Annotated in this window: 27 protein-coding genes and 1 pseudogene; 14 read left to right on the forward strand and 14 right to left on the reverse strand. The window is 70.8% G+C overall.

Translation table 11 applies throughout. The features are described from left to right. Positions 1-76: 76 nt before the first annotated feature. Both N5096_RS10425 and N5096_RS10430 read left to right on the forward strand, forming a co-directional pair. Positions 77-1087 (forward strand): aldo/keto reductase, encoded by a 1011-nt coding sequence (locus N5096_RS10425; protein ID WP_267664527.1) that lies wholly within the window; start codon positions 77-79, stop codon positions 1085-1087. A gap of 49 nt (positions 1088-1136) precedes the next feature. Next, complete coding sequence (locus N5096_RS10430; RefSeq protein WP_267664528.1) at positions 1137-2006, forward strand: M14 family metallopeptidase; 870 nt, start codon at positions 1137-1139, stop codon at positions 2004-2006. A 7-nt stretch (positions 2007-2013) separates the two neighbouring features. Here the strand turns inward: N5096_RS10430 and N5096_RS10435 are convergent, their stop codons facing one another. The 4 genes and pseudogenes from N5096_RS10435 to pan2 all read right to left on the reverse strand — a co-directional run bounded on the left by N5096_RS10435 (position 2014) and on the right by pan2 (position 5232). Then, on the reverse strand, positions 2014-2391 hold the full coding sequence (locus N5096_RS10435; protein WP_092563984.1) for a DUF5811 family protein: 378 nt from the start codon (positions 2389-2391) through the stop codon (positions 2014-2016). 84 nt (positions 2392-2475) lie between these two features. Continuing rightward, a pseudogene (locus N5096_RS16355) lies at positions 2476-2646 on the reverse strand (methionine synthase); the annotation flags it as partial. A gap of 183 nt (positions 2647-2829) precedes the next feature. Then, complete coding sequence (locus N5096_RS10445; RefSeq protein ID WP_267664530.1) at positions 2830-3390, reverse strand: pyruvoyl-dependent arginine decarboxylase; 561 nt, start codon at positions 3388-3390, stop codon at positions 2830-2832. Positions 3391-4008: 618 nt separating this feature from the next. Then, positions 4009-5232, reverse strand: a complete 1224-nt coding sequence (gene pan2, locus N5096_RS10450; protein WP_267664531.1) for a proteasome-activating nucleotidase Pan2 — start codon at positions 5230-5232, stop codon at positions 4009-4011. Between the two features lie 261 nt (positions 5233-5493). On the opposite strand from pan2, the gene N5096_RS10455 reads away from it, so the two are divergent. Next, positions 5494-6054, forward strand: a complete 561-nt coding sequence (locus N5096_RS10455; RefSeq protein ID WP_267664532.1) for a response regulator — start codon at positions 5494-5496, stop codon at positions 6052-6054. 109 nt (positions 6055-6163) lie between these two features. Here the strand turns inward: N5096_RS10455 and N5096_RS10460 are convergent, their stop codons facing one another. From N5096_RS10460 to N5096_RS10470, 3 genes are all read right to left on the reverse strand, one after another. Then, positions 6164-6448 carry an amphi-Trp domain-containing protein gene (locus tag N5096_RS10460; protein ID WP_267664533.1) on the reverse strand — a complete coding sequence of 95 codons (285 nt, stop codon included), beginning with the start codon at positions 6446-6448 and terminating at the stop codon, positions 6164-6166. Between the two features lie 93 nt (positions 6449-6541). Then, entirely contained in the window at positions 6542-7621 is a 1080-nt protein-coding gene (locus N5096_RS10465; protein ID WP_267664534.1) for an aminopeptidase, read from the reverse strand. 68 nt (positions 7622-7689) lie between these two features. Beyond that, positions 7690-9018 carry a sulfatase-like hydrolase/transferase gene (locus tag N5096_RS10470; protein WP_267664535.1) on the reverse strand — a complete coding sequence of 443 codons (1329 nt, stop codon included), beginning with the start codon at positions 9016-9018 and terminating at the stop codon, positions 7690-7692. Positions 9019-9133: 115 nt separating this feature from the next. Between N5096_RS10470 and N5096_RS10475 the strand changes: the two genes are divergently transcribed. The 4 genes from N5096_RS10475 (at position 9134) to N5096_RS10490 (ending at position 13600) form a co-directional block, all read left to right on the forward strand. Further along, complete coding sequence (locus N5096_RS10475; RefSeq protein WP_267664537.1) at positions 9134-10063, forward strand: HFX_2341 family transcriptional regulator; 930 nt, start codon at positions 9134-9136, stop codon at positions 10061-10063. A 380-nt stretch (positions 10064-10443) separates the two neighbouring features. After that, on the forward strand, positions 10444-11448 hold the full coding sequence (locus N5096_RS10480; protein WP_267664539.1) for a YihY/virulence factor BrkB family protein: 1005 nt from the start codon (positions 10444-10446) through the stop codon (positions 11446-11448). Between the two features lie 327 nt (positions 11449-11775). After that, positions 11776-13203 carry a 7,8-didemethyl-8-hydroxy-5-deazariboflavin synthase subunit CofH gene (gene cofH, locus N5096_RS10485; RefSeq protein WP_267664540.1) on the forward strand — a complete coding sequence of 476 codons (1428 nt, stop codon included), beginning with the start codon at positions 11776-11778 and terminating at the stop codon, positions 13201-13203. Positions 13204-13270: 67 nt separating this feature from the next. Beyond that, a complete protein-coding gene (locus tag N5096_RS10490) occupies positions 13271-13600 on the forward strand; it encodes a DUF2250 domain-containing protein (RefSeq protein WP_267664542.1) in 330 nt (109 codons plus the stop codon). A gap of 35 nt (positions 13601-13635) precedes the next feature. Here N5096_RS10490 and hmgA read toward each other — a convergent pair whose 3' ends face one another. From hmgA to N5096_RS10505, 3 genes are all read right to left on the reverse strand, one after another. Beyond that, entirely contained in the window at positions 13636-14859 is a 1224-nt protein-coding gene (gene hmgA, locus N5096_RS10495; RefSeq protein ID WP_267664544.1) for a hydroxymethylglutaryl-CoA reductase (NADPH), read from the reverse strand. A gap of 47 nt (positions 14860-14906) precedes the next feature. Continuing rightward, positions 14907-15269: a hypothetical protein gene (locus N5096_RS10500; RefSeq protein WP_267664545.1), complete on the reverse strand. Its 363-nt coding sequence runs from the start codon at positions 15267-15269 to the stop codon at positions 14907-14909. 64 nt (positions 15270-15333) lie between these two features. Further along, positions 15334-15807, reverse strand: a complete 474-nt coding sequence (locus tag N5096_RS10505) for a GNAT family N-acetyltransferase (protein ID WP_267664547.1) — start codon at positions 15805-15807, stop codon at positions 15334-15336. 138 nt (positions 15808-15945) lie between these two features. Between N5096_RS10505 and N5096_RS10510 the strand changes: the two genes are divergently transcribed. From N5096_RS10510 to N5096_RS10530, 5 genes are all read left to right on the forward strand, one after another. Continuing rightward, complete coding sequence (locus N5096_RS10510) at positions 15946-16719, forward strand: DUF502 domain-containing protein (RefSeq protein ID WP_267664550.1); 774 nt, start codon at positions 15946-15948, stop codon at positions 16717-16719. Beyond that, positions 16716-17147: an archease gene (locus N5096_RS10515; RefSeq protein ID WP_267664551.1), complete on the forward strand. Its 432-nt coding sequence runs from the start codon at positions 16716-16718 to the stop codon at positions 17145-17147. Before N5096_RS10510 ends, N5096_RS10515 begins: the two co-directional genes overlap by 4 nt. A 69-nt stretch (positions 17148-17216) precedes the next feature. After that, on the forward strand, positions 17217-17744 hold the full coding sequence (locus tag N5096_RS10520; RefSeq protein WP_267664553.1) for a hypothetical protein: 528 nt from the start codon (positions 17217-17219) through the stop codon (positions 17742-17744). Positions 17745-17827: 83 nt separating this feature from the next. Further along, positions 17828-19336 (forward strand): RtcB family protein, encoded by a 1509-nt coding sequence (locus tag N5096_RS10525; RefSeq protein WP_267664555.1) that lies wholly within the window; start codon positions 17828-17830, stop codon positions 19334-19336. A 77-nt stretch (positions 19337-19413) separates the two neighbouring features. Next, a complete protein-coding gene (locus tag N5096_RS10530; RefSeq protein ID WP_267664556.1) occupies positions 19414-20103 on the forward strand; it encodes a hypothetical protein in 690 nt (229 codons plus the stop codon). 21 nt (positions 20104-20124) lie between these two features. Here N5096_RS10530 and N5096_RS10535 read toward each other — a convergent pair whose 3' ends face one another. The 4 genes from N5096_RS10535 to N5096_RS10550 form a co-directional block, all read right to left on the reverse strand. After that, complete coding sequence (locus tag N5096_RS10535) at positions 20125-20853, reverse strand: SDR family NAD(P)-dependent oxidoreductase (RefSeq protein ID WP_267664557.1); 729 nt, start codon at positions 20851-20853, stop codon at positions 20125-20127. Positions 20854-20921: 68 nt separating this feature from the next. Continuing rightward, positions 20922-21233, reverse strand: coding sequence for an MTH1187 family thiamine-binding protein (locus N5096_RS10540; RefSeq protein WP_267664558.1), 312 nt, complete (start codon positions 21231-21233; stop codon positions 20922-20924). A gap of 52 nt (positions 21234-21285) precedes the next feature. Then, the gene (locus N5096_RS10545) at positions 21286-22224 is read right to left on the reverse strand and encodes an alpha/beta hydrolase (RefSeq protein WP_267664560.1); all 939 of its coding nucleotides are present in this window, start codon (positions 22222-22224) and stop codon (positions 21286-21288) included. Next, positions 22221-22598 (reverse strand): DUF8159 domain-containing protein, encoded by a 378-nt coding sequence (locus tag N5096_RS10550; RefSeq protein WP_267664561.1) that lies wholly within the window; start codon positions 22596-22598, stop codon positions 22221-22223. The genes N5096_RS10545 and N5096_RS10550 overlap by 4 nt, the downstream gene beginning before the upstream one ends. A gap of 284 nt (positions 22599-22882) precedes the next feature. Here N5096_RS10550 and N5096_RS10555 point away from each other — a divergent pair, with 284 nt between their 5' ends. Both N5096_RS10555 and N5096_RS10560 read left to right on the forward strand, forming a co-directional pair. Further along, entirely contained in the window at positions 22883-23983 is a 1101-nt protein-coding gene (locus N5096_RS10555; protein WP_267664562.1) for a DUF4013 domain-containing protein, read from the forward strand. Between the two features lie 25 nt (positions 23984-24008). Next, entirely contained in the window at positions 24009-25076 is a 1068-nt protein-coding gene (locus N5096_RS10560; protein ID WP_267664563.1) for an mRNA surveillance protein pelota, read from the forward strand. The last annotated feature ends 169 nt before the right edge of the window (positions 25077-25245 follow it).

Below are 25245 nucleotides of genomic sequence, written 5' to 3' on the forward strand. Positions count from 1 at the left end.
GCCGTCGTCCGCTCGGCGGTCTCTTGTTCACACTCCGGAACGCCCTTCCCGGCGCCCCGATCAGGTGGACGTGGACATGAATCACCGCACGCTCGGGAGCGTCGGCGCGGTCAGCGAGGTCGGCTACGGCTCCTGGCAGATCGGGAGCGACTGGGGCGACGTGAGCGAGCCCGAGGCCGTCGCGGCCGTCGAGGCCGCCCGCGACGCCGGGATCGACTTCTTCGACACGGCCGACGTGTACGGCGACGGGCGCTCGGAGCGGATTCTGGGCGACGTCCTCGAAGACGACATCGCGCACGGCGACGTGACGGTCGCGACGAAGGCCGGCCGCCGGCTCGACCCCCACGTCGCCGACGGGTACAGCGAGGCGAACCTCCGGCGGTTCGTGGACCGCTCGCGCGAGAACCTCGGCGTCGAGACGCTGGACCTAGTCCAGCTCCACTGCCCGCCGACCGACGTCTACTACCGGCCCGAGGCGTTCGACGCGCTCGCGACGCTCGCGGACGAGGGGCGGATCGCGAGCTACGGCGTCAGCGTCGAGCGCGTCGAGGAGGGGCTCAAAGCGATCGCGTACCCCGGCGTCGAGTCGGTCCAGCTCATCTTCAACCCCTTCCGACAGCGCCCGGCCGAGCTGTTCCTCGAGGAGGCCGCCGCCCGCGACGTGGGCGTGATCTGTCGGGTCCCGCTCGCCTCGGGCCTGCTGACCGGCGCGCTCTCGCGGGACGACGAGTTCCCGGAGAGCGACCACCGCAACTACAACCGCGACGGCGACGCCTTCGACGTCGGCGAGACGTTCGCGGGCGTCCCCTACGAGGCCGGCCTCGACGCCGCCGACGCGCTCGCGGACCGCGCCGACGCGGTCGCCGACGACCCGACCGGCGACGAACTCTCGCTGGCGGCGTTCTCGCTCCGGTGGATCCTCGACCACGACGCCGTCTCGACGGTCATCCCGGGGTCGACGACCCCCGAGCACGTCCGGGCGAACGCCGCCGTCAGCGATCGGCCGCCGCTCGACGACGACGCGCACGAGGCGGCCCGCGCGGTGTACGACGAGCGCGTCCGCGAGCACGTTCACCACCGTTGGTAGGCGGTCGAAGCTCCACCCTTTATTGTTCGACCGCCGCGTACGGTGTGCCATGGAAACGATCGAGCGCGGGTCGGCCGGCTCGGCTCGCGTCGCGATCGTCGGCGGGATCCACGGCGACGAGCCCGCCGGCGAGCGGATCGTGAGACGACTCGCCGACGAGCTCCACGAGACCGGCACGGGGAGCGGCTGCGTTCGGCTGATCGTCGCCAACGAACGGGCGCTGGCGGCCGGGACGCGGTACACGGACGCGGATCTGAACCGGTCTTTTCCGGGCGACCCCGACAGCGACGAGTACGAGCGGGCGCTCGCGCCGCGGCTCGCGGCCGAACTGGAGGGGACGGACGCGGTGCTCGCGCTCCACACGTCGCACAGCGCGCCGCCGCCGTTCGCGATCTACAGCGACCCGACCGAGTCGGTGCGCCGGAGCGTGACCGGGATGCCGGTCGAGTACGTCGTCGACGCGAGCGGGCTCCGCGGGACGACGCTCGACTCCACCGTTCCGCACACCGTCTCCGTCGAGGTCGGCCGACAGGGGAGTGAAGAGGCGGCCGCGTTCGGCTACGAGGCGTGTCTGGCCTTCCTCCGTGCGCACGGCGCGCTCGACGACGAGCCGCCGACGTTCACCGAGACGACGGTCGTCGCGGGCGACGAGGAGGTGCCGAAGGGCGGCGGCGAGCCGCACGTCCACTTCGCGAACTTCGAGGAGATGCCCGAGGGAGCCGTGTTCGCCGAAGACGACGTGTACACGCACCGCGTCGAGGAGGCGGGGACCGTCCCGATCCTCGCGAGCGAGCGCGGGTACGAGGGGATATTCGGGATCTACGGCCGCGTGCAGGGAGTCATCGAGCCGCCGGGAGACGCGCCGGCGGAGAAGGGGTCGACGGAAGACGGATCGGTACGGGGAGAGTCGGCCGAGTAGCCCGGACTCACTTCGCGGTCGGCGTGACGTCGCCGACGGCGTCCATGACCTGCATCGCGGCGCTGGCGGCCAGCCCGCGGGCGACCTCGTCGGTGTCGGCGTCGGCGATTCCGGCCTCCAGCTCGTCGGGATCCGGCGTGAACCCGGCCGAGACGGGGTGGCCGGCGGGCGGGTTGACCGCGACGGTCGCCTGCGGCCCGTTCGAGCCGACCGACAGCTCGGAGCCGACGGCGTAGCTGTCCGGGAGATACGACTCGGTTCGCGAAACGATTCCGGCGACCGCGCGCCGGAGGCGCCGTTCTTGATCGGGGGAGAGGTCGACGGCCGCGGGCTCGCCCGCGTTCGTCACGCCCGGTGCCCCGGCGTACGGGTTGTTGCCGTTCATCGAAGACACACAAGATACGCGGAGACGGTTCAAAAAGGCGTCGGCGGGGGCGGTCCGGTCGACCCTCCGCCCTCTTCGGGCGATTCAGCCGTAGATCCGGTCGGTCGCGATCGCGGCGCCCTCGTCAAGCGCCGCCGGTTTCGCCCACGCGATCTCGGGGTCGACCATGCCGATCCCGGCCTGCGTGCCGAACCCGCAGTCGGGCGCGGCGACCAGCGGCGTCCCGTCGGCGACGCGCTCCAGCCGGTCCGCGACGTCCCGCCGCCGCGTGAAGAGGTCAAGCAGCTCTGGCAGTCGCGGGAGGCTGCCGACGGGCGTCGTCCAGATCCGGTCGTCGTTCGTCGTCATTACTACCTATTTTTCCCTCCTCGCGGCGCCTAAAGCCCGCCAAACCCGCAAGGTCGCCGGGAGCCGGACGCGGGGGGAGGCAGGGCCGCGCTACGCGTCCGACGGCGGGAGGATCGGCTCCGACTCGCCGTACGCGGCGATCACGACCGCGGTCGTGTACCGGTCCGGCGCCGCGGCCGCCGTCTCCACGCTGACCTCCCGGTCCGGGAGGTCCCAGTCGCGTAGTTCCCCGCCGCTGTCCAGCCCGGCCTCGATGCGCTCGCGCACCGCCTCCGGGTCCTCGCCGGTCACCTCGTAAAAGAGTCCGGGACCGGGGCCGGTCGCCCAGCCCAACCCGGCGGCCACGTCGGGGCGGCGCCGGGGGGCGCGCTTCGAGCCCGCGTCCTCCGCGCCGGCGCGGCCGCCTTCGCGGAAGTCCACCTCGTCGTCCGGCCCGACCGTGCGGCGCGCCTCAACCACGGTGAGCCGGTTGCCGGCGGGGCCGAGGTCGGGGACCGCCTCGACCGCCTCGACGGTCGCTTCGGCCGGGACCACGGACGAGACCGCCACGAGATTGTAGTTGTGGAGGTTCGCGTCCGCGAGCGCGGCGTCGTAGGAGGCCATCGCCGTGTCGGCGACCCCGACGCCGCCGGCGACGTGGATGGTGTTCATCGCGATGGGATCGGCGCCGCCCGCGCTAAGGGGTTACGAAGCGGTCGTACCCGGAGAGTCGGTTGGGGCAGTTATTTATCAATAATCGCGGTGGCGCGCTCCGGTGAGCGCCCCGGGGGCGCGAACCGGGCGCGAGGGAGTCGGTCGCCCGGAGCGAAGCGGAGGGCGGCCGACAGGGCGAGAGCGAAGCTCTCGCTTGCAGCCGGCGGCTTCGCCGCCGGCGACGAGGCTGGGGAGGCGTGAGGTGCGGTGCTGTGCGGTGGGGTGGGACGCAAAGGGGCAGCCGGGCTCGACGGACCCCAGCGACGCAAGGACCGCAGGGAGCGTCGCGACCGAGGACCGCAGCGAGCTGTGGGAGTCGAGCCCGGCTGGGGTTTTGGCGGTGTTCACCGTCGATCCGCCAGCAACGACGTACAACCGAGCGGCTGGGGTTTTGGCGGTGTTCGCCGTCGATCCGCCAGCAACGACGTACAACCGAGCGGCTGGGGTTTTGGCGGTGTTCGCCGTCGGTTTACCGTCACTCGTTTATAAGTGAGCGGCTGGACCTTTGGCGTTGTTCAACGCCGATCAACCGCCAGAAACGCCGCAGAACCCGAAACCGACCGCCGATCCGTAGTGTTAGTACTGGTAGTTGATGACCCGCTCTTCGGTCTGCTCGGCGTCCTGGAGCTTGTCGCGGGCCGCCTCGAAGTCGTCGAGCGTGACCTCGGTGCGGCCGTCGCGGATCGCAAACATCCCGGCCTCGGTCGCCAGCGAGGCGACGTCGGCGCCGCTGTACCCCTCCAGGTCCGCGGCGACCTCGCTCACGTCCGTCCCCTCGGCGACGTTCATGTGCTGGGTGTGGATCTCGAGGATGCGAGCGCGGCCCTCGGCGTCGGGCTCGGGCACCTCGATGAGGCGGTCGAACCGGCCAGGGCGCAGGATGGCCTCGTCGAGCATGTCGAAGCGGTTGGTGGCGGCCATGATCCGCACCTCGCCGCGGTCGTCGAAGCCGTCCATCTCGGAGAGCAGCTGCATCATCGTCCGCTGGACCTCGGCGTCGCCCGAGGTCTTCGAGTCCGTCCGCTTCGAGGCGACCGCGTCGATCTCGTCGATGAAGATGACGGCGGGCTCGCGCTCGGCGGCCAGCTCGAAGAGGTCGCGGACGAGCCGGGACCCCTCGCCGATGAACTTCCGGACGAGCTCGGAGCCGGCCATCTTGATGAACGTCGCGTCGGACTCGTTGGCGACGGCCTTCGCGAGCATCGTCTTCCCGGTCCCCGGCGGGCCGTGGAGCAGGACGCCGCTCGGCGGCTCGACGCCGACGGCCTCGAACTGCTCGGGGTTCTCTAGGGGGTCCTCGACGGCCTCGCGGACCTCGCGGATCTGGTCGTCGATCCCGCCGATGTCAGCGTACTCGACGTCCGGAGACTCGGTGACCTCCATCGCCTGCGCGCGGGAGTCGGTCTCGTCGTCGAGCACCTGCTGGACCGCGAACGAGTCGTTGATCGCGACGCGGTCACCGGGGCGTAGGTCCTCGTCGAGTCGGGTGGACGCCTCGGTCAGGACCTCTTGGTTGTTCCCGTGCTGCTTGATGACGACGCCCTCGTCGGTGATCTCTTCGACCGACGCGATGTACAGCGACGAGGTCTTCAGCACCTCGTTCTCGCGTTTCAGCTCGTCGACGTCGGTCTTCAGCTCGCCGCGGCGACCCTGCGCGTCGTCCAGCCGCTGTTCCAGTTCCTCGTTCACCTGAAGGATCCGCCGGAAGTGCTGACGGATCGCTTCGAGCCGCTCCGTCTCGCTCATCTCCGGATCGAGCTCTAAACGGGGACGGTCGGGCAGTGAGGGGCTGTGGGACATTCGTTACTCATTGGTACGAAGCGCGCGTAAATGTGCCTTTGGGTCACGGCCGTTCGTCGGTCCGACCGCGGAGCTCAAACCCGTCGCCGTTCGGGGGCGGCCGCCCGTCGCGCTCTGCCCCAGAAATATCAGAACTGATATCCTCGAGTTAACGTTTTAACAGGCCGTGTGCGTATCCCACGTTATGAGTGCACGAACAGCGGTCGATGGGGTCGGCTCGGCGCCCCCCGCGGGGGATTCAGGGACCGGGGTCCCCCGACCATGAGCGACGAGACGACGGACGCGACGGTCCTCGCGGTCGACGACGAGCCCGACCTCGCCGAGCTGTACCGGGTGTACCTCGAGTCGGCGTACGACGTCCGGATCGCGACCGGCGGCGAGCCGGCGTTAGACCAGATGGACGAGTCGGTCGACGTCGTCCTCCTCGACCGACGGATGCCGGACATGTCCGGCCACGAGGTGCTCTCGGCCATGCGCGAGGCCGGCTACGACGCTCGCGTCGCGATGCTGACCGCGGTCGAGCCCGACGTCGACATCGTCGACATGCCGTTCGACGACTACAAGACGAAGCCGGTGACGAAAGAGGACCTCCTCACGCTCGTCGAGGTGCTGCTCCACCGGGCGGAGTTCGACGAGCACAGCCAGGCGTTCTTCGCGCTGGCCTCGAAGAAGGCCGCGCTGGAGGCCGCCGGCACGACGAGCAACGAGGAGTACGAGGAGCTCGTCGAACGGATGGAGTCGGTCCGCGACCGCGTGGACGACACGCTCGACCGCCTCTCCGCACGCGACGCGTTCGTCGAGGTCCCGGGCAGCGTCCCGTAGTTCGGGGCGGCGTCTCGCAGTCCGTTCCGGGCAGCGTCCCGTAGTTCGGGGCGGCGTCTCGCAGTCCGTTCCGGGCGGCGTCCCGTCGACCGAGACCGGCTCAACCCGCTTACTCGATCTGTAGCTCCCCGCCGGGCCCGCCGCTCTCGCCGTCCTCGTCCCACTCTAACTCGAACTCGACGCTTAGCTCGCCGGGACCGTCGGCGGGGCCCTCTCGCTCGGCCTTGACCTCGAACGTCGGTCGGGCCGGGGGGTCCATCGTCACCGACTCCTCGCCCCGGACGAACGTGATCTCGCTTCCGGACTCCAGCGACTCCACGACGGTCCGGAGGTACGCGGCGATCTCCTCGCGGCTCCGGCGGCTCTCCGACTCGAAGAGGACTTCTTCAGGCATGGGCGGACGTACGTCGGGGCGCGATATAAAGCCGCACGCCGGATCCACCGAATTCAGGCCGCCGGTCTCGACGCCCGAACGGCGAGTCCGCCCTCAGAACCCGTCCTCGAACGCGAACGTCCCGTTTCGCTGGACGACCTCGCCGTCGACCTCGATGACGGAGTCCTCGCTCATGTCGACGATCATGTCGACGTGCTCGGCGGACTCGTTGATCTCATTGCCCTCGCCGACCGTCTCCGGGTACGCGGAGCCGACCGCCATGTGGACCGTGTCGCCCATCTTCTCGTCGAACAGCATGTTGTAGGTGAACCGGTCGATCTGGCGGTTCATCCCGATGCCCAGCTCGCCGAGGCGCCGCGACCCCTCGTCGGTGTCGAGGATCCCAGTCAGCAGGTCCTCGTTGCGCTCGGCGGAGTGAGAGACGACCTCACCGTCTTCGAACCGGAGCCGGACCCCGTCGATCTCGCGGCCGTAGCGGTACAGGGGGAGATCGAAGTGGACCTCGCCGTCGACGCCGTCGCGGACCGGCGCCGTGAACACCTCGCCGCCGGGGAGGTTCGCCTCGCCGTAGTCGTTGAGCGTCGAATTTCCCGAGATATCGAGCGTGAGGTCCGTCTCCTCGCCGGACGTGATCCGGACCTCGTCGGCGCCGTCCAGGATCTCGACCATCTCCGCCTGGAACTCGCGCTGCGCGTCCCAGTCGAGCGAGACCGCGTCCCAGACGAAGTCCTCGTACGCCTCGGTGCTCATCCCGGCGAGCTGCGCGTGGCTCGCGGTCGGGTACTGCGTGAGACACCACGTCTTCGAGAGGCGCGTCCGCTTGACGTCCTCCATCGCGCGGTTGTAGGCGGCGTTCGTCTCGGGGTCGACGTCGGCGTCCTCGGTCGCGTTCGACCCGCCGCGCGCGATGACGAACACGTCCGCTTCCCGGTAGAGCGCGAGCCGGTGGTCCGGCTCGGTGAACTCCTCGGACGAGCGCTTAAAGGCGCGCTGGGCGCGCTTGGAGTAGTTGAGGTACACCGGATTGGCGCCGCGGTCCCCGCAGATCTCGTGGAGGGCGACGGCGAGGTCCTCCGCCTCGGCGGGCAGCTGGATGACGACGTTATCACCGGACTCGATGCCGGTCGAGTGGTCGGCGATGATCTCGGCGTGCTCGCGGATGCGTGCGTCCATGGGCCCGCTTCTCGGTCCGACGGATTACCGTTACCGCTTCGCCGTCGGAACCGGTCGCCCCGAGTCGGTCACTCCAGGTAGCCGAGGGCCCGGAGCTGCGCGTCGTCGTATCGCCGGGTGTCTGGCGCCTCGCCCACGGGACCGCCGCGCGCGGCGAGGACGGCGGACAGCGACTCGGAGTCCGACCCGGGAGCCGAGTCCGCCGACCGACGCTCGCGCACCCGCTCCGCGCCCGGGTCGTCGCTCGGGGCGACCGTCCGGAGCGCGTCGACCCCGTCGGCCGTCCGCCGACCGAACAGCTTCTCGCCGTCGTCCCGGCGGACGCCCCGCACGAGGTCCGACGCGCCGAGGGCCCTGGCGACCGTGAAGGCGTGCTCGCGGGCGAGCGACGACGGCGAGGGGGGAGTCGCCGATTCGGGCTCACCGGGCGCCTCCGTCGCGGGGACGGCCAGCATGCGCGGGAGGTCGATCAGCGAGACCTGGTCCGCGACGACCGACGCGGGCCAGTCCGGCCGGGCGACCACCAGCGGGACGCGGACGAGCGACTCCCAGGAGGCCGCGGGGACGTGGCCGACCATCTCGCGCCCGGGGTCCGAGTTCTCCCCGTGGTCGGCCGTCACCGCGAGGACGTCGCGGTCGGGGTCGTAGTGGCCCCGGTCGCGGAGCCGCGCGACGAACCGCTCGACCGCCGTCCCGAGCGCGTCACAGCTCCGGTCGTACAGCGCCCGAACCGGGTCGAGGTCCCTCGGCTCGACGTCGTCGACGGAGCGGACGGCGAGGCTCCGGCTCAGGGCCGAGGTCCGGTAGTCGCCGGGCTCCCTGGCGGCGTCGCTCGGCGGCCAGTAGGGGGTGTGGGTGTCCATGTAGTGGATCCAGCAGAAGACCGGTCCGTCGGCGGCGGCGATCCGCTCGCGGGCGCGGTCGTGCAGCGCCGTCGCTGGGCGGTAGTACGGTCCGAGGAGGCCGAGCCGCCGCGCGAGCGGCCAGACGGCGTCGAAGTAGCCGCGCTCGACGACCCGCGTCACCGACCGCGGGAGCGCCTCGTCGAGCCGCGCCGTCAGGCCCCCGTCGGCCGGGTCGCTCTCGCCGAGCGCCGGCCGGAACAGGGGGTTGTCCGTCAGCAGTATCGTCTCGTAGCCCGCCTCGCGGAAGCGCGTGAGAAGCGACGCGGGGTCGCCGTCCGGGCCCTCGGGCGCCTCGCCGTCGGGGCCCGTGCCGTCGACGAACCGCCCGGTCGCGAGCGCGGGAACGGAGCTGGCCGTGAACGGGGCCGGGGCGACGGCGGTCGGGAACCGGGTCCCGTCGAGCTCGTCCGCGAGGCGCTCGGTCGCGTCCGCGAACGCGTCGGCGCGCAGCGAGTCCGCCGACAGCAGGAACACGTTGGGCGCGCTCTCCATGGAGGAGGCGAGGGGGCGAGCGTGTTAAGCGCTCGGGGGACCTCGCGACGAGGACGTCTCGCTTCGCGGTCCGCGACTCGGGCGGATATATAACGGGCCCGACGTAGTGTAGCGTATGCAGACCCACGTCGTGCCGGTCGGCTTCGACTACGACCGCATGATCGCCCCGCTCATCCGGGACCAGTTCGACGTCGACCGGGTGATCCTCCTGGAGGGAACGGTCGGCAGCGAGGCCAACGTCGAGTACTCGCGGAACATCGCCCGGAAGCTCGAGCAGGACTTCCGGAACCTGCTCGGGGCCGAAACCGTCCGCGAGCGCCTCACCGACGTGTACGACTACGACGCCGCCTTCGAGCGCGCCTACGATCTTATAAACGCGGAGTTGGACCGAGACGAGGGAGTCGACGACGGCGACGAGCGCGAGGTGTGGGTGAACCTCTGTTCGATGCCCCGCCCGGTCTCGTTCGCGTTCGCGACCGCGGCCCACTCGATCATGGTCGAGCGACAGGCCGACCGCGACCGCATCCACACCTACTACACCGCCCCGGAGAAGTACTTGGAGACCGAGCTGGCAGAGGAGCTCCGCGCCAACCGGGACCTCCTGCGGGAACTGGTCGACGACGACGCGGTCGACGACGAGCGTGTCGGCGACCGCCTCGCGAGCACGACCGACCTGCTGGCGGAGTTCGACGAGCGGGGCACCACCATCGGCGCGAAGAAAATTGGCGACAGCCACGTGATCGAGCTGCCGGTCGCCTCCTTCCAGAACGTCAAGCCGTTCGAGGAGCTCGTCCTGTTCACGCTCGGCGAACACGGCGAGTTCGAGTCGGTCTCCGAGCTCGCGGAGACGCTCGCGGCCGACCTCAACGAGGAGTACACCGACTCGTTCCGCTCGAAGGTGATCTACAACGTCGACCGGCTCGGCCCCGGCGGGAAGGGGTACATCGAGCGCGAGGAGCGCGGGAAGTCCTACCGGACCACCCTCTCGCGGATCGGCGAGCTGTGGGTCCGAGCACACGCGGACGAGGACCGGGACTTGGCGTGAACGCGTGTCGGACCCGGAGGCGTTGGTCGTTCGGCTGGCTCCGTCGAACCCCGTCGTAGCCGGTGGGAGCTCCACGCTGAGTGGGGAAGACGGCCCTCGCTCGGACTCCGGTGTACCGGGCGAACCGGTCGCAATCCGGCGGCCGAGACCGAACAGCGCGGCTCCCGTGGACTGATCGGTCGGTCAACACGGACACCGACCCACCTATCGGGAGCGTGTAAACGGGCCGAGAGCGCGTCGGTGTCAGGAAAAATTGGACGTTTCGCCTCTTCGGGTTGCATCGCGTCGGGCGCGGCCTGTGACCCCCGTCGGTTACAATGCTCGCATGTGATGAGTGAGCTATGAACATACTGTCTGCGGTCTCGCGAGGGAAATCCGTCATGCGGGTGTTTCGTGAGAAGAACGTGACGTTTCTCGCCGGCAGCATCGCCTACAGCGCGTTCGTCTCACTCGTTCCGATGGTCATGTTCTTTCTCCTCGGGGTCTCCGTGTTCGGTGCACCCGAGCTGCAGGGGCGGATAATCGAAGTGGCGACCGAGAGCGTCTCGCCGTCGGTCGGCGGCGTCATCGAGGTGATGATCCAAGAGCAGCGAACCGCCGGTCCCGGCTCGACGATCAGCGCCACTCTCATCGGGCTGTTCACCTTTATTTGGGGGGCGATCAAGGTGTTCCGCGGGCTCGATACGGCGTTTTCGGAGATCTACGACACGGCCGACCGGGGATCGTTCCTCGGCCAGATCAAGAAGAGCCTGGTGGTGCTTTTCACCCTCGCGCTGGGCGCCGTCGCGATGGTCGGCGCGACGACTGTCGTCGCGTTCTTCTCGGCGGTCCCGTTCGTTGGGGTCGCGGTTCCCCTGCTACTCGTCGTCGGTCTCTGTGGCGCGTTTTTCCCGATGTACTACCTGTTTCCGGGCGTCGACGTGGCCCCGCGGGAAGTGCTTCCGGGGACGGTCGTCGGAGCCGTCGGGTGGGCGACCCTACAAGTGCTGTTCCAACTGTACGTCTCCGTGAGCGGCGGCGGCGGGAGTCTCATCGCGAGCATTCTCCTGTTGGTCACCTGGCTGTACTTCACCGGTGTCGTCCTGTTGCTGGGCGCCGCGGTCAACGCGGTCGGCCTCGCCCACGTCGACGCGACCCTCGGGGGGCGGGAGGAGTCTTCGGTGTCGGACGCCGAGATGACCCGCGACGAGGCGGCGACGTACCTCCGCCGCCTTCGGGAGGACCTCACCGGCCGATTCGAGGGGATGCGGCCGACAAGTGAGGGGACCGACGCCGAACGCCGCCCTCCGAGTGGCGCCGTCTCCGTCGCCGAATGGGCCCGAGAGACCGACGGGAAAACGACCCACGAGGTCCGGCTGGAATGGGACGCCGACGGCGAGGACTGAGCCGCAGCGGGGGTTCACCTGCCTCTGTCTCGTTGGGTGACCGCCGGTCGGTGGCCGACTCGCGCTCTGTGTTCGGCGGCCCCTCGACGAACGGTCGTCGATCGAGGACTCCGACGGGGCCGTCTGTTTTCAAGCGACTGTCGCGAGCGCGGTGAACGCGTCTGTCGATCTGAGCGAGCGCTTATAAATGACTGGCTGCGGACCGACGGTGAATCTCTCCAAAGCCCCGGGCTCGTCGCTCGCCTCGTGGCCGGGGACGCCGCCGCGACTGGTCTGTCGGTGCCGTGACCGTCCCGTTTTTATCCGTGGGACGGGGAGACACACGTGATGAATCCGGCGGGGGACCCCGACGCGACAGACCGCGATGCAGCCGATCTCGACGGCGACTTCGGCTTCGCCGAGCCCGCCACCGACCAGTCGTTCGAGAACGCGCTGGCGAAGGCCCGCGACGGTACCCGCCTCTCCGTCGACGACGCGACCGAGCTCCTCGCGACCGGGACCGATCGGGACGGGATCGACCCGGTCCGGAAGGAGGCCGTCCTCGAGGCGGCGGACCGCCGGCGCCGGGAGGCGGTCGGCGACGAGGTCACGTTCGTCGCCAACCTCAACAACAACGTCACGACCGCCTGCAACACGGGCTGTCTGTTCTGCAACTTCAAGGACTCCGCGCACGCGTTCGAGGCCGACAGCGACGCGGACCACGCGGGGTTCACGAAGCCCCCGGCGGAGTCCCGACGGATCGTCGAGGACGCCCTCGACATGGGAGTCTACGAGGTGTGCTCGGTGTCGGGGCTCCACCCCGCCTTGGCGCTGAACGAGGAGCACCACGAGATCCTGTCGGGGGACGACGACCCCGCGAGCGCGGTGAACTACAAGCCCCCCGAGACGTACGCCACCGACCCGGGGACATACGTCGAGCAGCTGGCGGCGATGTCTGTCGGCGGGGTCCACCTCCACTCGATGACGCCGGAGGAGGCGTACCACGCCGCCCGCGGCACGGAGTGGGAGTACGAGACCGTCTACCGCGAGCTCGCCGCGGCCGGGCTCGACTCGGCGCCCGGCACCGCCGCGGAGATCCTCGTCGACGAGGTCCGCGACGTGATCTGCCCGGGAAAGATCCGCACCGACGACTGGGTCGCGGCGATGGAGGGCGCCATGGCGGCCGGCCTCGACGTCACCTCCACGATGATGTACGGCCACGTCGAGACGGTCGAACACCGGGCGCGGCACCTGGGAGTGATCCGCGACCTCCAGGACCGCACCGGCTCGATCACGGAGTTCGTCCCCCTCTCTTTCATCCATCAGAACACGCCGCTGTACCGCCACGGGGTCGTCGACTCCGGTCCCTCGCGGGACGAGGACGAGCTCGTGGTCGCGGTCGCGCGCCTCTTCCTCGACAACGTCGACCACGTGCAGGCCTCGTGGGTGAAGTCGGGCGACGCCCACGGCCTGAAGCTGCTCAACTGCGGCGCTGACGACTTCATGGGCACCATCCTCTCCGAGGAGATCACGAAGCGCGCCGGGGGCGAGTACGGCGAGTACCGCTCGTTCGACGACTACGTGGAGATGATCACGGCGATCGGCCGGACCCCGGTCGAGCGCTCCACGGACTACCGCACCCGTCGGCGGATCGACCCCGACGACGGCCCGCACGGGCCGCGGCTCGGACCGCGGGCCGACGGCTCTCCCATGCTCCCGGAGCGGTCGCCGAACGGCCCGGGCCCCGACGGCGAGTCGGCCGGCGCCGACGACTGATCCCGCTCCCAGCCAGCGGGAACGGACGGAAACCCCTTTATACCGGCAACCATTGATACGTGTAACCATGTCTCCGTCAGACGCGTCCGCCGCGGGTCCGGAAGAGGGGACGCGCTCGGAGAGCGACCCCGACGGTCGGGGCCGGGAGCACTCGGACGCGACCGCCGATCTCACCCGCTCCGACGAGCGGGTCCTCGCGTACCTCGACGACGCGGGGACCGACTACCCGGCGTTCGTCGCAAGCAACACGGGGCTGTACGTCGACCACGTCGAGTCGCGGCTGGAGGCGCTCGAGGCGGCCGAACTCGCGGAACGGGTGACCGGCGAGGAGGTGTATCGGGTCACCGACGCCGGCCGCGACGCGCTCCGCGACGACTGCGCGCCGTGGTCGGACTGAGCGGTCAGTGATAAGCAGTTCGCGGCGGCGACGGCCTACCGCCCGAGGTCCGAGTGCGCCGAGGAGAGGTGTCTGGAGCCGAGCGCAGCGAGCAGCGAGAGCTCGCCGGCGAGCGCGCCGACCGCGATGGCCTCCGCGAGCGCGTCGCCGTTGCTGCCGGCGGGGTCGCCGCCGCCGCGGACGCCGAGCACGTCGAGGCCGGCAGCCTGCGTCGGGAGCTTCGTCCCGCCGCCGACCGTGCCGACCTCGAGGCTCGCTATCGACACCGAGAGGTACAGGTCGCCCTCCGGCGTCGCCTCCGCGGTCGTGATCGCGTTCGCGCCCTCGACGACCTGCGCCTCGTCCTGTCCGGTCGCGAGGAACATCGCCGCGACCGCGTTGGCGACGTGGGCGTTGAAGCCGAGCCCCCCGGCCTTTGCGGAGCCGATAAGGTTCTTTCGGGTGTTGATCTCGGCGATCGACTCCGGCGCCGTGTGGAGCCGCTCTTCGACGACCTCGCGGGGGATCTCCACGTCGGCGCTCACCGACCGCCCGCGCCCCTCGACCGCGTTGATCGCGGCGGGCTTCTTGTCGGAACAGAGGTTCCCGGAGAGCGCGACGAGCGAGGCGTCGGTCTCGGCCTCGATGGCGTCGCAGGCCTCCCGCGTCGCGATGGTGACCATGTTCATGCCCATCGCGTCCTTCGTGTCATAGCGGAACCGCAGGAAGACGTTGTTGCCGACGACGTACGGCGTCACGTCGAGCAGCTCGCCGTGGCTCGTTGTCGACTCCGCGGCCTCCCGCAGCGCCGCCTCGTTGTCCCGCACCCACGAGACGAGCGCCTCCGCCTCGGCGACGTCCGCGACGCGGAACACCGGCGCGCGGGTCATCCCGCTCTTCGTCACCCGCGCGGTCGCCCCGCCGGCATCGTTGACGACCGAGCAGCCGCGGTTGATCGAGGCGACGAGGGCGCCCTCGGTCGTCGCCAGCGGGAGGTACCGCTCGCCGTCGAGCGCGCCGCCGTCGACGGCTACGGGGCCGGCAACGCCCAGCGGCACCTGCACGGCGCCGATCATGTTCTCGACGTTCGAGCCGTGGGCGTCGGCCGCGTCGAACGCGTACTCACCCAGCACGTCGATATCGGCGTCCGCGGTCTCGCTCACCAGACGCCGGCGCGCCGCCGCGGCGATGTCGGCGTCGGCGTGCTCTTCGAGCTCGTGGAAGCGAATCTCGCCGTCGCGGACGCGCTCCGCGAGCGACGCGGGGGTGGCGTCGGTCATGCCCGCGTCTCCTCGCGGCGCGTGCTAATGGCTGTCGGTTTTCGAGGTCACCGGTCCGCGTCGTCCAGCGCCCACCGCAGCTCGCCGAGCGTCGCCTCGTCGCTCGCGGCGAGGAACAGGTCGCCCTCCCGCCGGACCGCGGCGCCGGCCTCGGTCGCGAGCAGCTCCGTGACCGCCCGCTCCTCCTCGTCCGGGCGGAACTCCACGAGGCCCTGGAGCCGGCCGCGGGCCACCAGCCCCGAGTGGGCCGTCGGCGCCCAGCTGTCGAGCACGCGCTTGACGCGGTCGCCGAGCGCATCCCGAATCGGGTCGGCCTCGGCGTCGCCGTCCCGGTACCGGGCGCGCAGCTCCGCGCCGCCGGCGACGACGGCCGCCCGCGCGACCGCCTCGATCTGGTCGTGATCGGTCACGCGGCCGGATTCGAGGGAGAAGGACAAACGGGTTCCGGCGGCGGGCACAGGGGCGTCGAAGCGCCTATCCCCCGACGATCCCGGAGAGCCGCTCGCGGAGCGACTCGCCGCCGAGCTTGAGGTAGTAGGCGTCGCCGCCGTCCTCGTAGTAGCCGTCGATCCGCCGGACGACCTCGAACCCGAGGTACTCGTAGAAGCCGAGCGCCGACTCGTTCGTCGTCCGGGCGTGACAGGTGACCGACCGATGCTCCTCCGCGACGTCGGCGACGAGCCGCTCGGCGTGCCCGCGCCCTCGGTGGTCGGGGTGGACGGCTAAAAAGAGGATGTAGCCGTCCCGGCGGACCGAGGCGAACGCGACGAGCGCGTCGTTCTCGACGAGGAGGTGCGTCGTGGAGCGGCGGTAGGCGTCGGTGAAGAAGCCGCGGCGCTGTCGGAGGACGCCTTCATCGGCCCGGATCCGCTCTTTGAGCTCCCACGCCGCGGCGGCGTAGCCGGACTCTCCGGGCGGGTCCGTCCGCTTCTCCACGTTAACGCTCACTGCAAAGAAGTAACACGCCACCGGAATATAACTCCACCGCCACCGGGGAGGGTTGCGGTCGGGACGGCTGCGGAGTCCGGCCCCTCCGACCTCGCCGACGACGGAAGCGTTTTGGTCGGCTCGGTCGTGGAGCCGACAATGGCTGCCGAGTCGCCGCCGGACCGAGGGCGCCTCAGACGGGCCCTGCTGACCGGCGTCGCCGTCATCGTCCCCTCCGTCATCACCCTCGCGGTGCTGGGGTTCGCGTTCAACGTTGTCTACGACTACTTGGACGCCTTCTCCACGGCGATCGTCCCCCTGTTACCGCAGTCGACGCTCCCGATCGACCGCGAGGTCGCCGTCGAGGTCGGCACGCCGATCGTCTTCGTCGGGGCGATCCTCCTCATCGGCGTCGCCGTCGAGTCGACGCGGTACGGAGAGCTCGCGGTCGACTACGCCGACTACGCGGTCGAGCAGATCCCGGGCGTCGGCTCCGTGTACGAGGGGTTCCGACAGATGAGCGACGCCATGATGGAGTCCGAGGGCGGGAACTTCCAGGAGGTGGTCCTCGTCGAGTTCCCGACCGAGGACGTCTACACCCTCGCGTTCGTCACGAGCGAGACGCCGGAGGGGGTCACCGGGCCGACCGAGAGCGGGGAGATGCGGACGCTGTTCATGCCGATGGCCCCGAACCCGGTGATGGGCGGGCACGTGCTCTTCGTCCCCGAGCGCCGGATCGTCGAGGTCGACCTGACAGTCGAGGAGGGGATCCGGGCGCTGGTGACGAGCGGCGTCGCCCTCGAGCGCGCCGCGGCCGACGCCGAGGGCGTGTCGCCGTCGCAGGTCCGCGACGCCGGAGGAGGCGGGCAGGGCGGAGAGCGGCTCGCCCCTGACGAACCGGCGGCGCCCGACAATCCGGGTGACGGGCCGTGACCTTCGCGCTCCGCGACCACACCGCCGACGTGGCGGTCGAAGCGACCGCGTCGACCCTCGCGGCGCTGTTCGAGTCGGTCGCCGACGGTCTCACCGCCGCGAGCTGCGAGGCGGTCCCGGAGACCGGCGAGCGGTTCGAGCTCACCGTGACCGCCGAGAGCCGCGAGGCGCTGCTGTTCGACTACCTCGACCGGCTGATCTACGAGCGCGACGTCCGGCTCGTGCTCCCGGCGAGCCACCGGTGCGCGATAGCGCAACCCGACGCTCCCGGGTCGAGCGGTAACGCGGAGTGGACCGTCGACGCGACGGCTCGCGGGATCCCGCTCGGCGACGTCGCGGCCCGCGAGATCAAGGCGGTCACCTACTCCGAGATGACTCTCGACCGCCGCGGCGACGGGTGGTACGCGTACGTCGTCTTCGACGTCTGAGTGGGGATAGCCGCCCGCGAGGCGCTCATACGCAAAAACGATTATCTGTGTCGAGATCGTTGGTACCGTATGGCACGGACGGACGACGCGGAACGCGGCGATCGCCGCTGGCGCGTGGGCGCGATCGGCGGCCTCGTCGCCGGCGTGACGATGGGCGTCGTGTTACACGGAGCGTTGGGACTCATGCCGACGATCGGCGCGCTCGTCGGCGTCGAAACGACCCTCGCCGGGTGGGCGGTCCACCTGTTCAACAGCACCCTCTTCGGGGCGCTGTTCGTCGCGATCTTCGACCGCGCCTTTTTCGATGACCTACGCGCCGACGTCGGGGGGTGTCTCTCGCTCGGCGTCGTTCACTCGGCGCTGCTCGGCGTGATCACCGGTGGGCTGCTGTTACCCGCCGCGATCGCGCTCGAGGGGGCGACGTCGCTCCCGGTCCCCACGCTGCCGGTGCCCGGGCTCACGGCGAGCTTCGAGTTCGGCGCAGTCATCGCCGTCGCGCACCTGATCTACGGGCTCGTGCTCGGTCGCGTCTTCGCCGCGTTCACGCTCGCGGAAGGCGAAATCGGCTGGCTCCCCTTCGACGCCGTCGACCGGTAACGCCCGCCGAATTCCCCTCGTCGATCCGATCGGTCGCGCCCGCCTCTCGCAACGCCCTTCTCCCCCCGCGCCGAAACCGGGGTATGACCACGCGCGAGTTCGACGGGATCCGACTGGAGAAGGTGCGCGAGCACGTCTGGGAGATCCCCCGCGAGGACGAGATGAACGTCCCCGCCCGGGTCCTCGCCAGCGAGGCCCTGCTGGAGGAGATCGGCGAAGACGACTCGCTACAGCAGCTGAAGAACGCGACCCATCTCCCGGGCATGGTCGAGCCCGCCCTCTGTATGCCCGACGGCCACCAGGGGTACGGCTTCCCCGTCGGCGGCGTCGGCGCGGTCGACGCCCGAACCGGCTGTATTTCGCCCGGAGCGGTCGGCTATGATATAAATTGCGGCGTCAGAATGGTGAAAACTAATCTCACCTACGACGACGTGCGCGGCCGCGGGTCCGAGCTCGTCGACGCGCTCTTCGAGGCGGTCCCCTCCGGGCTCGGCGGCGGCGGCGTGATCGACGGCGACGCCGACGCCATCGAGGGCGCCCTCGAACGCGGCGTCGAGTGGGCTGTCGAGGCGGGGTACGGGATCGAGAGCGACCTCGCGCGCTGCGAGGACGAGGGGCGGCGGCCCGACGCGCGCCCAGAGTACGTCTCCCAGAAGGCGATGGACCGCGGCCGCAACCAGATGGGCTCGCTCGGCTCGGGCAACCACTTCCTCGAGGTCCAGCGCGTCACCGACGTGTTCGTGCCCGAGGTCGCCGACGCCTACGGCCTCGAAGAAGACGGCATCGTCGTCCTGATCCACTGCGGGAGCCGCGGGCTCGGCCATCAGACCTGCAACGACTACCTGCGCCGGATCGAGAAGGAGCACGGCGACCTGCTGGACTCGCTGCCGGACAAGGAGCTCGCGGCCGCACCCGCCGGCTCCGCGCTGGCCGACGAGTACTACGGGGCGATGGGCGCGTGCATCAACTTCGCCTGGGTGAACCGCCAGCTGATTACCCACCAGGCCCGCCAGACGTTCGGCGAGGTGTTCGACGCCGACCCGATCGCGGACCTCGGGATGGAGCTGCTGTACGACGTCGCGCACAACATCGCGAAGAAGGAGACCCACGAGGTCGGCGTCGACGCCGAGGGTCGCCCCGCCGTCGGCGACGAGGCTACCGAGCGCGCGGACCGAGAGCTGTACGTCCACCGCAAGGGCGCCACGCGCGCGTTTCCCGCGGGCCACGAGGACGTCCCCGAGGCGTACCGCGACGTGGGCCAGCCCGTGATCATCCCCGGGAGCATGGGCGCCGGCTCGTACGTGCTTCGGGGCGGCGCGGAGTCGATGTCGGTGTCGTTCGGCTCCACCGCCCACGGCGCCGGGCGGCTGATGAGCCGGACGCAGGCGAAACAGGAGTTCTGGGGCGGCGACGTGCAGGACGACCTCGAGGACGGCCAGCAGATCTACGTGAAGGCGCAGTCGGGCGCGACCATCGCCGAGGAGGCGCCCGGCGTCTACAAGGACATCGACGAGGTGATCCGGGTCAGCGACGAGCTCGGCATCGGCGACAGGGTGGCGCGGACGTTCCCCGTCTGCAACATCAAGGGATAGGGACGGTCGCCTCCCCCCTCGCCACGCGCTTGCCCACCGAGCGCTTATGCCGGATACCGCGGCCACGTCGCACCGAGATGAGCGACCACTCGCGGAACGGTGACTCGCCAGACGCGGTCTCCAGACGATCGCTGATCGGCGGCCTCGCCGCCGTCGCCGGCGGCGGCCTCGCCGGCCTCGGCGCCCTCGGTGTGTCGACCGAACCGGCGGCCGCGATCGACGGGGAGCCCGCCGCCTTCGAGGCGGGCGACGCCCCGACAGTTACCAGCAACGACGGCCGGATCGAGTCCGTCTACCTCTCGCCGATCCTCGACGTGTCGTGGACCGACTTCTCCGAGGGGGTCGAACGCGTGACGCTCGTGCTCGCCGTTGGGAGCGACGCCGGCGTCGACGAGGTGTACCGGGAGACGCTGAGCGCGTCCGATCCGAGCGCGACGCCCGGTGACGTCGCGTCGGTCGGCGGCCCCGACGGCGAGCGGTCCGAGGCGCCGCCCGACTTCGGCGCGGTCGACGGCGGCCTCACCGCGCGGTTCGGGCGCGCCGACGCGACCGCTCGCGGCGACGCGGTGACGAGCGAGACGCTCTCCGACGCTGACCTGTCGGGCGGCGAGACGGACACGACGACGCTGGACGTGGTGTTCCGCGCCGACGTCGCCGGGGGCGGCGACGAGGCGACCGTCGTGCGCACGACGACGGTCGACGTGACGGTTGCGAACCCCGCCGGCGACGCGACCGCGGGCGGCGAGGTGGACGTGGACGCCGCGTAGGGAGACCTGCGTCCGGTCCGTTCACAGGTGCATGCCGCCGTCGACCTCGAGCACCTCGCCGTGGACGTACTCGTTGTCGATCAGGTACCGCACGGAGTCGGCGACGTCCGCCGGCTCGCAGGCGTACTGCGGGAGGTGCGTGTCGACGTTCTCGTGGCCGCGGAACTCGATCTCCTCGAGGTACTCGAGGATGACGTCGTTGAGGTCGGTGTCGACGGGCCCCGGCGCGACGGCGTTCACCTGCACGCCGTCCGGACCGAGTTCTCGAGCGAGCGCGCGAGTCAGCCCGTGCAGCCCGGCCTTGCTCGCGGCGTAGCTCGCGTCGACCGTCCCGAGCGTCCCGCCGACGCTGGATACGAAGACGACGTCGCCGCCGTCCTTCCGGAGGTGGGGGGCCGCCGCGCGGGTGACGCGGAACGCTCCCGAGAGGTTGGTACCGATCACCGACTCCCACTCCGCGTCGGTCGTCTCCTCCAGCCGGTTCGGCCGGGTGACCCCGGCGTTGTTGACGACCGCGTCGAGCGAGTCGAACGCGTCGACAGCCGTCTCAACCAGTCGGTCCGCGGCCGCGGTCTCCGACACGTCGGCCTGCACCGTGATCGCCTCCCCGCCCGCCTCGCGGACCCGCTCCGCCGTCTCGGCCGCGGCGTCCCCGTCCGACCGGTAGTTGACGACGACGTCGCGCCCGGCGAGTTCGATCGCGATCGCTCGTCCGATTCCGCGGCCGCCGCCGGTGACCAGTATCGCCATACCCCCAGATGAAATTACTAACTAATACCACTGACGAATATTTTCGGAGCAGTCGAGCGACCGTCCGGTCAGCGCTCCCGCTTCGCCTCTCGCCCGAGGTGGTCCTCGACCGCGGTCACCTTCTCGTCGGCGGTCGTCTCCGCGGTCCGCTTGTCGTCGATCTTTAGGACCGTCGAGACGCGGTCGCCGTCGACGGCCTCGTGGGCGGCCGCGGCCGCGGCGAACACCGTCTCGGCGTCGTCGGCCTCGATCACAGTGCCCATCGGGTTCGTCTCGTAGCTCACGTCGAACTCATCGAGCGCGGCGACGGCCTTCGCGACCTCGCCCGCCATGCTCCCCTCGATCACCGGCGCGACGCTCAGCATTGCGACTGTGGTCATGCCCGACCGTCCGGGTCGCTGATACTTAAAAACGCACTGCGGACGGTGTGAGCTACCGACCGAGCGCGTCGCGCAGGAACGACAGCTGATGGCCGACTGCCGGCTCGAAGTCTGCGCCGAACGGCGAGAAGTGGTCCGCGGGCATGGTGACGACGGTCCCGCGCGAGAGCGACTCGCCCGCGTCGACGACCGTCTCGCTGTCGACGATGGCGTCGTCGGTTCCGGCCAAGAGTAGCGTCGGCGCCCGTATCTCGCCGAGCCGTTCGACCGGTCGGTAGTTCGCGACCCGCAGCAGCGACCGCGCCGGTGTCTCGTTGCGCCACGTCGACTCGCGGTCGACCAGGTCGAGGTACTTCCGTTTCGTCCCGGTCTCCGTGATCGCCGCGAGCTCCTCGGCGCTCCCGACGACGGGGACGGTCCGACCGCGACCGAACCGGTATCCGATCAGGTCGCGGACTCCGTCGACGCCCGAGCGCGTGAGGTATTTGCCCCCCCGGCGCCGGGCGATCGCGCGGCCGTCGAGCATCGGGACCGCGCCGATCACGGCGTCGACGTCGCGGCGCTCCGCGGCGAGCGTGAGGACGTGCGCGGCCGACAGCGACGCGCCCCAGAGCACGAGCTCACGGCCGACGGCGTCGACGCGGCCGACGCGGTCGATCGCGGCCGCGTAGTCCGCGCGCTGGTCCGCGGGGCTGACCGCCTGCGAGTCGCCGTCGGAGGCGCCGAACTCGCGGTAGTCGAAGAGGAACGCGGCGTAGCCGGCGTCAGCAAAGCGCTCCGCGACCGCCGGGTAGCCGAAGCTCCGCTCCGCGCCGAGGCCGGGCGCCATCACGATGGCCGGGGGGTCGTCGGCGTCGCCGCCCGGCAGGTAGAGGGTGCCGCGGCAGGTGTCGCCGTCGACGCCGAACGCGAGGGCCCGGGTGGCGAACCGCTCGCGGGGCGGCCGGTCGAGGCGGCGCTGCGCGCGGTTCACGGGGTTTCGACGGGTCACGGTCGGTCCTCTGCGGCCGCGTGGTCGTCGGTGTGCGACAGCGTCTCCAGCACGCGCGTCGAGAACTCCGTCTCCGAGATCTCGTACGCGGCCAGGGCCTCGAACCACTGCGGCTCGGCGCGCCACGTCCCGAGGACGTCGCCGGGCGAGCGGACGACCGTCGCCTCGACCCGAACGGGCTTCCACTCGTCCGCCTCGGCGCGGTCGATGAGCGCGTTGAGGGCGCGCCCGATCTCGCCGTGGTGCACCTCGCGGCCCGGGAACGCCGTCATGTACGTGAGATCCAGCGGGTCGCCCCCGTCGATCTCCTCGACGCTGATCCCGTAGCTGCGGAGCGCCGGCTCCACCTCGGCCGTCTGCTCGTCGCCGGTCATACGGGACGGTCGACCGGACGGAATAAATCGCTACCGGCGTCGCTCGGCGAGAAGAGGACCGATCCGGCAAAAGCCGCGGACGGGGAGCGGCCGCCGCGGGCGGCGGCCGTTATCGGAGTTGTCAGAGGCACACGATTGTCCCGCGCGGCCGGCTCACAGTACTCCGTGAAATCATATAAACGCTCGGGAGGCGGCCTTTCAGGTCCGCCCCGGTTCGCAGCGCGCCCGAGCCGCCGCGTCGCCGACCGGGCATCATTTATGACCGTCGAGGGACAGGATCAGATATGATTCGGGGCGTGTCGTCGGCGCTGTCGCGGTCCGCCGACGCCGCCGGCGTCCTCGTCGTCGGCGGCCTCCTGACCCTGCTGACGCTGGTCGTTACGCCGGTCTGGGTCGGGGGCTCCTTCCTCTTCCCCCCGCTCGTCGTCCTCGCGCCGCTCGCGCTCGCGCCGGCCTTCGTCGCCCGCGGGTATCTCGTCCGCGTCGTCGCCGGCGCGGGCGCGACCGGGAACCGAGAGGGCGCGCCCCCCTTCGTCGAGTGGAACGAGCTCTACCGAAACGGGCTCAAGTCGGCCCTGCTGAGCGCGCTGCTGCTCGCCCCGCTCGCGCTGCTGATCGGGATCGCCGCCCTCGGGGCCGCCGCCGTCGGGACCGGGGTCGTCGACCCCTCGCCCGCGGTCGCGTTCGTCGAGCGCGCGCTCGGCCCGAGCGGCGTCCCCGCCGTCGTCGGCGCCGGCGGGGGGCTCCTGTCCGTGGTCACCGCGGCGTACCTCCTCGCGTTCGCGTACGTCAGGCCGGCCGCGCTGGCGGCGTTCGCCGCGTCCGGGCGGCTCCGGGACGGCCTCCGGCCGGGACGGGTGGCCGTCGTCGCCGGCTCGGGCGGGTACGCGACCGCGTGGGCCGTCGCGGTCGGGACCCTCGCCGCGGGGTACGCGCTCGCCGCGCCGGTCGTCCCGCTCGTGGTGGGCCTCGTGTTCGCCTTCGCCGTGCGGGTGGTCGCACACGGGATCTACGGCCGCGGCGCCGCAGGAGCGATCGAGTTCGACGACGCGGGGTCGGCCGGAGTCGACGGCTCAGAGCCGGCCGAGCCGGTTCCACCGACAGCGTGGTCCGGGTCGCCGGGCGCCCCGGCGTCGCCTCCGAACTCGGCCGGGCCGCCCCTCGACCGTCCCGACGGCGGGTGCCGCCGCTCGCCGTCCGAGGCGACGCCGGCGGTGCAGACCGGTCGGTCGGTGCCGTTCGGGGACGACCGGGCGTCGCCGACCGCCGACGGCGACGTCGATGACTTCGAGTGGAACGTCGAAGTCGGCGCGGAGGGGCCAGCCACGCCGGCCGACGGCGGCTTCGAGTGGGGCACCCGTGCCGACCCGGAAGACAAGAGTTGATACGAGCGCGGGCGAACGGTCAGATATGCGTATCTCCGACCGGGGCTACGGCGAGGAGGGCCGAGAGCGGCTCACCCTCGTCCCCGAGAACGTCGACGACCTCTGGCACCTCGCGCACGTCCTCGAACCGGGGGACCTCGTCGAGGGCGACACCACCCGCCGGATCCAGCGGAACGACGACCAGATGCGGGACACCGGCGGCCAGCGCGAGCACCTGTTCGTCACGCTGGAGGTCGACGACGTGGAGTTCGCGCGGTTCGCCAACCGGCTCCGCGTCTCGGGCGTGATCGTCGCCTGCTCCCGTGAGGACCAGCTCAACGCCCACCACACGCTCAACGTCGAGGAGCACGACGAGATCACGGTGGAGAAGCAGTTCAAGCCGGACCAGACCGAGCGGCTGGAGGAGGCGACGGAGGCCGCCGAGAACCCGGACGTCGCCATCGCGACCGTCGAGGAGGGGGCCGCCTACGTCCACACCGTTCAGCAGTACGGCACCGAGGAGTACGCCTCCTTCACGAAGCCGACCGGGAAAGGCGAGTACTCCCGGCCCCGCGCGGAGCTGTTCGCCGAGCTCGGCGAGGCGCTCGCGCACCTCGACGCCGACGCCGTGATCCTCGCCGGGCCCGGGTTCACGAAGAACGACGCGCTCGACTACGTCAAAGAGGAGTACCGCGACCTCGACGACCGGATCACCACGGTCGACACCTCGGCCGCCGGCGACCGCGGGGTCCACGAGGTCCTCAAGCGCGGCGCGGTCGACGAGGTGCAGAAGGAGACCCGCATCTCGAAGGAGGCGAACCTGATCGACGACCTAACCGAGAACATCGCGCAGGGCGCGAAGGCGACGTACGGCCCCGAAGACGTCGCCGAGGCCGCCGAGTTCGGGGCGGTCGAGACCCTGCTCGTGGTCGACGACCGGCTCCGCACGGAGCGGCAGGAGGAAGGCGACTGGTCGATCGACGTCAACGAGGTGATCGAGTCGGTCGAACAGCAGGGCGGCGACGTGGTCGTCTTCTCCTCGGAGTTCGCGCCCGGCGAGCAGCTCTCGAACCTCGGCGGGATCGCCGCGATCCTGCGGTATCGGTTGAATTGAGGGCGGGATCGGCGTCAGTCGTTTATAAATGAACTCGTGCGGTGGCGCGTGCCTGCGAGCGGCCACCGGCCGCGAGCNGCGGAAGCCGCCAGCGACGAGGCTGGGGAGGCGTGAGGCGCTGTGCGGTTGCGGGCGGGTGGGAATCAAAGGGGCAGCCGCGAGGACGGCA

This window comes from Halorubrum yunnanense (assembly GCF_026586675.1).
In the GTDB taxonomy this organism is placed as follows: domain Archaea; phylum Halobacteriota; class Halobacteria; order Halobacteriales; family Haloferacaceae; genus Halorubrum; species Halorubrum yunnanense.